Annotated in this window: 5 protein-coding genes; 1 reads left to right on the top strand and 4 read right to left on the bottom strand. The window is 63.8% G+C overall.

The window, feature by feature from the left end:
- The 3 genes from QUV11_RS17040 to QUV11_RS17030 form a co-directional block, all read right to left on the bottom strand.
- The coding region (locus tag QUV11_RS17040; protein WP_300884216.1) for a succinate dehydrogenase iron-sulfur subunit at positions 1 to 629 on the bottom strand (629 nt) is incomplete at its 3' end.
- Positions 630 to 746: 117 nt separating this feature from the next.
- Positions 747 to 1,772 (bottom strand): phosphoribosylglycinamide synthetase, encoded by a 1,026-nt coding sequence (locus tag QUV11_RS17035; protein ID WP_300884213.1) that lies wholly within the window; start codon positions 1,770 to 1,772, stop codon positions 747 to 749.
- 101 nt (positions 1,773 to 1,873) lie between these two features.
- Positions 1,874 to 2,881, bottom strand: a complete 1,008-nt coding sequence (locus QUV11_RS17030) for a phosphoribosylglycinamide synthetase (protein WP_300884193.1) — start codon at positions 2,879 to 2,881, stop codon at positions 1,874 to 1,876.
- A 153-nt stretch (positions 2,882 to 3,034) separates the two neighbouring features.
- On the opposite strand from QUV11_RS17030, the gene QUV11_RS17025 reads away from it, so the two are divergent.
- Positions 3,035 to 4,504: a hypothetical protein gene (locus tag QUV11_RS17025; RefSeq protein ID WP_300884192.1), complete on the top strand. Its 1,470-nt coding sequence runs from the start codon at positions 3,035 to 3,037 to the stop codon at positions 4,502 to 4,504.
- Between the two features lie 79 nt (positions 4,505 to 4,583).
- Here the strand turns inward: QUV11_RS17025 and QUV11_RS17020 are convergent.
- A partial coding sequence (locus QUV11_RS17020; RefSeq protein ID WP_300884190.1) for a ribonuclease E/G occupies positions 4,584 to 6,077 on the bottom strand: 1,494 nt, incomplete at its 5' end.

Genomic DNA, 6,077 nt, shown 5'->3' with positions numbered 1-6,077 from the left:
TCGTCGCGGCTGTCGGCGAGCCAGCGATAGGCCTGCAGCAGGATGGCGGGGCCCAGGAACTTGTCCGAGTTCCACCAATAGCTCGGGCAGCTGGTCGAGCAGCATGCGCACAGGATGCACTCGTACAGCCCGTCGAGCTTGGCGCGATCGGCGGGCGACTGGAGGCGCTCCTTGCCCGACGGCACCGGGGTCACGGTCTGCAGCCAGGGGCGGATCGAGGCGTACTGCGCATAGAAGTGGCTGAAATCGGGGACCAGGTCCTTGATCACGTCCATATGCGGCAGCGGGGTGATGCGAATCTCGCCCTTGCAATCCTCGATCGCGGTGGTGCAGGCGAGGCCGTTGCGGCCGTTGATGTTCATCGAGCACGATCCGCAGATGCCTTCGCGGCACGAGCGGCGGAAGGTCAGCGTCGAATCCTGTTCGGACTTCATCTTGATCAGCGCGTCGAGCACCATCGGGCCGCAATCGTCCAGATCGATATCGAACCGGTCGTAGCGCGGGTTCTCGCCGCTGTCGGGATCGTAGCGATAGACCTTGAATTTCTTGGTCCGGCCCCCGGTCTTAGCCTGGAACGCCTGGCCCTTGCCAGTGATCTTGCTGTTCGCCGGAAGCGTAAAGGTAGCCATGGAAATCCCTCGTCAATCTGTGCGTCCGCCGCCTAGATAGACACTTTATGGCGCAGGCTCAACGGCAGAAGATGCGGCGCGGGAAATAACCCTGCCGCCGTGCCCTGCGCCATCGGCCTAGCCCAGGATGATATCGCGGCGATCGATCAGGCCCTGCCGCGCGAGGCTGTCGGCAAGGATCGTCTCGAGCAGCTCGGCATGGCTGAGCCCGGCGGCGGCGGCCGATTTCGCGACCACTTTTTCAGACCACAAATTGCAGTTGAGGTTGATCTCGATGAAATTGATGTCGCCGGTCTTGCGATCGAGGCGGAACTCGAGCCGGCCATAATCGAAGGGTTCGAACGCGTTGGCGATCTTCTGGGCGAGCTCGGCGACCTTGGGAGCGTGTTCGGGGTCGGTAAACCGCTGCAGCGACGCCTTTTCGGTGTTGGCGATCAGGTCGCGCTTTTCGTAATAGGTCCACAGCCGCGTGGGGTCTTCGCGTTCGTAGATCAGCATGGGGAGGGCCACCGGGCCGTCGATGCTGATGAACGCGGCCTGCACGTCCATGCCCTCGAGATAGGGCTCGACGATGGCATCGTGCCCCTGCTGATGAATGCCCGCGACCGCATTGGCAACACCGTTCCAGTCGAACGCGTCGGAAATGCCCCAGCTGGCCGAGGAGGCGTTGGGCTTGATCACCCAGCGATCGGCCTCGGGACAGTCGGATTCGCGGACGGGCGCACCCTTGCGGTAACAGAACCAAGGCGCGGTCGGCACGCCGGCGTTGACGCTGACCAGCTTGGACAGGTGCTTGTCGTCGCCCAGCCCGCGGATGATCGGGCTCCCGCCGACATAGCGGATGCCATGTTTATTGCACAGCAACGGGATGAGCATTTCGCTGTTCAGGAACCCGCCGCGGTTGAGCAGCGGAAACACGAAATCGACATCCGGCTTGGTCAGCAGCACGTCATAGCTGTTGGCGACCATCATGTTGATCCCCAGGCTTTCCAGCGTCGTGCGCACCTCGTGATGGTAGATCGCGTGGTTGCCGTCCTCGGGATGCATGCTTCCGCCCCACAGCGCATGCTTGGCCATGAACAGGAAACGCAGGCGCTCTTTGGCGGCTTCGGGCAGGCGCAGCGGCCTTATGGAATCAGGCATGGAAACAGTCTCTGTCTAAATCGTGATAAAATTGGTGCCGTAACAACCATATAGCGAATGCCGGGGCAACCTCAATTGTCGCCTGCCGTAACGGCGTGGGGCTAGCGCGGAAGGCCGTGGCTGCGCAGGCTTTCTGCGACGATGGTTTCGATGAGCTGTTCCTGCGTCCATCCGGCGCGCCTGGCAGAGCGGCCGAAGACCTTTTGCGACCACAGATTGCAGTTGAGGTTGACCTCGAGGAAGTTCAATTCCCCCTTGTCGGCATCGAGCCTGAACTCGTAGCGGCCATAATCGAACGGCACGAACTCCTGCGCCAGATTGGCGGTATGCTGCGCGATCGTCGCCTCGAACGGCGAACCTTCGAAATCGACCAGTTCGTATTTGCTGGCGCGCTCGACCAGATCGCGCTTTTCCCAATAGGTGCGCAGGTGGGTGGGGTCGGCCTGCTCGAACAGCATCATCGGCAGGATGACAGGCTTGCCGTGGATCGTGATCACCGGAACCTCGACATCGCTTCCGGTGAGGAAGGGCTCGACGATCGCATCATGGCCTTCCTCGTGGATCGCGGCGATGGCGTCCTTCACGCCCGCCCAGTCGCCTGCATCGCGGACACCCCAGCTTGCCGACGATGCATTGGGCTTGATCACCATCCGCTCGGCCATCGGGCAGAGTTTCTCGTCGACAGGTCCGCCATGGCGATAGATCGCCCAGTCGGCGGTGGGCAATCCGCGGGCACAGGCGACGAGCTTGGACAGGTGCTTGTCGTCGGACAGTCCGCGCAGGATCGGGCTGCCGCCGAGATATGGCAGATTGCGCCGGTTGCACAGCAAGGGCACCAGCATTTCGGAGTTCACGAACCCGCCACGGTTGAGCAGCGAGAAGACGAAGTCGACCTCGGGCGGATCGAACAGCATCGCGTACTGGTTGCCGACCTGCAGATTGTCGAACAGCCCCTCAAGGATGGTACGCACCTCGTTGTGGTACACCGCGTGGTTGCCGTCCTCGGGGTGCAGCGATCCGTCGCCGAGCGCGTGCTTGGCGAGGAACAACACCTTGAGCGTTTCGCGCGCCCGGGCATCGATGGTGAGGGGGGCTGGGTAATGGGTCACAGAAAAGGTGCACCTTCATTGTTCATCCGGGGGCATATGCCCGGTCCGGGAAGCCGTCAGGCAAGGCGAGTGGTCAAGATAACTTGCCAATTCGGCCCATACCCCATAGGCGCGCCCTTATCCGCTTCGGGGGCGCAGCGAAAGTACCGTTCGATGGACCACGACAATGACCGGATGGTCAGCCACCTTCTGACCATCGGCGGGGACGAGCGCATTGTCCCGGCGCATGACGATGGCACCAACAAATATCACTCCTCGCCATTCCCGCGACATACCGTGACCTTTGCGTCGTCGACCGCAAACGACATTTCGCAGGCAGCCTTCGATCACCTTGCGTCATTCGTGCGCGCGCAAGGCATCACGCCGCAGATGACCGGCGCACAATATGGACGGCATCTGGATGCCGCACGCCAACGCATCAGCGCTGCCTACAGCCTGCCCCCGGGCATCGACACCGCCTTTTCGCCTTCGGGAACCGACCTTGAATACATCGCGCTGCAGTGCTTTGCCGGACGCGCGCCTGGCGGTATCCACAATGTGCTGCTGGGCGCGGACGAAGTGGGCAGCGGCTGCATACTGAGCGCGCATGGCCAGTATTTCGCCGGGCAGACCGCGCTCGGCATCCCCACCATCAAAGGCATCCCGGTGCCGGGCCTGGGAGCCGTATCGCTGACCGAGATTTCGGTTCGCAACGGCTTTGGCGATGCCTTCGACAGCGCGGTCATCATGGCCGGGATGCGCAGCGAGATCGAACGCGCGCTGGCCGTGGATCAGTTCCCGCTGCTGCATGTGGTGCATGGGTCCAAGACCGGGCTGATCCTGCCGCACCTGGACGATATCGACACGCTGATCGCGCAATATGGCGATGCCATCGGATTCGTCGTCGATGCCTGCCAGGCGCGGATCACGAGCGAGGCGATCACAAAGTACCTGGCGCGCGGAGCGGTTGTTCTGCTGACGGGTTCCAAATTCATGGGCGGTGCGCCGTTTTCCGGCTTTGCATTGGTTCCTCAAAAGGTCTTCGCGCGCATCGCGCCGGTGGGCGATGGGATGGCCACGATCTTTCGCCGCGCCGAACTGCCTGCACACTGGGAGGGCGCCGATCAACTTCCGGATGATGGCAATGCCGGGCTGACGGTCCGGCTGGAGTCCGCGTTGTTCGAACTCGAGCGGTTCCAGGCATTGGCCGACAGCGACATCGCGCGGATCATCGAACTGTTCCGGGTCGCATCCCTGACCCTGCTCGATCGCATCGGTGGATCTCGGGTACTGCCATACCCGATTGCGGATCGGGCCCAGGCGGCCCGGCATCCGATCGAAATGCGCACGCTCAAAACGATCGATCTGAGCAGTGAGCACGGAGCGATCGATTTCGATCGTGCCACGGCGATCCAGATGGCGATGATGCGCGATGCAGTGCGGCTCGGTCAGCCGGTCAAATGCGCCCGCTTCCAGGGGCCGGACATGGCCGGCAGGGTGCGTGGCACGTTGCGGGTGGGCATATCGATGCCGCAGATCGTGATGCTTGCCGCGATGGCACCCGATGCGGCGGAACGGTCGCTGGCGCAGCAGATGGACGCCGTGGCCAGCAGTTTCACCTCTGCCCGCACCGCAACGAGCTAGGCTTTTTCAAGCTTCAAACGACCAGCGGCCGTTTCCGGGTTTCCCGGAAACGGCCGCCATGAGGTTCGTTTTGGGTCCGTCAGTTTCCGAACGTGCGCTGCCACCATCCGCGACGGGCAGGTCCGGTGCTTTCTTCCGATCCCTCGCGTGCCGCAGAAGCGGCCACCGCGGGCGCATCGTCAGAAGCTTCCGCAGCTTTGGCGACCTGGGCAGCAGGAGCCGTATCGGTCACTGCTTCCGAGGGCGCTTCGGCCTTGGGCGCGGCCTTTTTGCGCGGCGCACGCTTGGGCTTGGGCTTGGCTTCAACCTCAGGCTGGGCGTCGACTTCGGCTTCGGGCGTTACCGGTGCGTCAGCTTCCACTGCAGGCTCCGCCGCAGGCTTGGCTTCGATCACCGGCTTCTTGGCGCGCGACTTGCGCTTGGGCTTGGGCTTTTCGGCGGCGACGTCCTCGACCTCGGGCGCCTCGGCTGCCACCGCGACATCGGCGTTGGCAGGGGCGGCGTCCACTTCGGGCACGGCATCGGCTTCGGGGGCTTCGGGCGCGGCATCACCTTCGGCGGATGCATCGCTACCGGCTTCGCCTTCGCCACCCTTGCGCGACCGACCGCCGCGGCGGCCACGCCGTGCGCGGCGCGGCTTGCCATCTGCGGTGTCGTCCGATGCGGCTGCCGCATCGGTGCCGGTGTCTTCACGCTGGTCTTCGCTATCGGCCGATGCCTCGGCGGTTTCCGCCGTGCCATCGTTGTCGTTGTCGTTGCCGTTGTTGTACGAAGCCTCGGTGTGCACCGGCTGGCCGTTCTCGTCGAGCGTCGCATCGCCATCACGCTTCCCGCGCTTGCCACGACGGCGGCGGCGGCGCTTGGAACGGCCCCCTTCGCCTTCCTCGGCGGTGCGGGCAGAGGGCGCGCGTTCGGTCCGCTCTTCGCCGTCTGCACGTTCGGGCCGTTCTGCCCGTTCGCCACGCTCGGAGCGTTCGCCACGATCGCTGCGGTCGCCACGGTTGCCGCGATTTCCGCGATCACCCCGGCCACGCCGCGGCGCTGCCTCTTCCTCTTCCTCGATTTCCTCGATGTCGTCTTCGATTTCCTCGTCGTCATCGTCGTCGATGATCGGCTGGAAGGTCACGGTCTTTTCAGGCCGCGGACCGCTGGCGGTCACTTCCATCTTGGCGCCTTCATTCTCCCCATTGGGCAGAATTTCGATGTGCACGCCGAAGCGTTCCTCGATCTCGGCAAGATCGCGGCGCTTGTTGTTGAGGACGTAGATCGAGGCTTCCTGGCTGGTGCGCAGCGTGATCAGGCTGCCATGGCCACGGGCAGCTTCCTCTTCCAGCAGACGCAGCGCCGACAGGCCTGCCGACGATGCGGTGCGGACGAGGCCGGTGCCATCGCAATGCGGGCAGGTGCGAGTCGATGCTTCGAGCACGCCGGTGCGCAGACGCTGGCGGCTCATCTCCATCAGGCCGAAGCCCGAGATGCGCCCGACCTGGATACGCGCCCGGTCGCTCTTCAGCGCATCGCGCATGGCCTTCTCGACCTTGCGGACGTTGTTGCCATATTCCATGTCGATGAA

This window comes from Blastomonas sp., assembly GCF_030373265.1.
Lineage (GTDB): Bacteria > Pseudomonadota > Alphaproteobacteria > Sphingomonadales > Sphingomonadaceae > Blastomonas.
The sequence above is the reverse complement of the archived record's forward strand: the minus strand, read 5'-3'. Positions and strand labels throughout refer to the sequence as shown.

Coding starts and splice junctions, on each gene's coding strand:
- QUV11_RS17025 (WP_300884192.1), top strand. CDS start 3,035: ATGGACCACGACAATGACCGGATGGTCAGCCACCTTCTGACCATCGGC.
- QUV11_RS17035 (WP_300884213.1), bottom strand. CDS start 1,772: ATGCCTGATTCCATAAGGCCGCTGCGCCTGCCCGAAGCCGCCAAAGAG.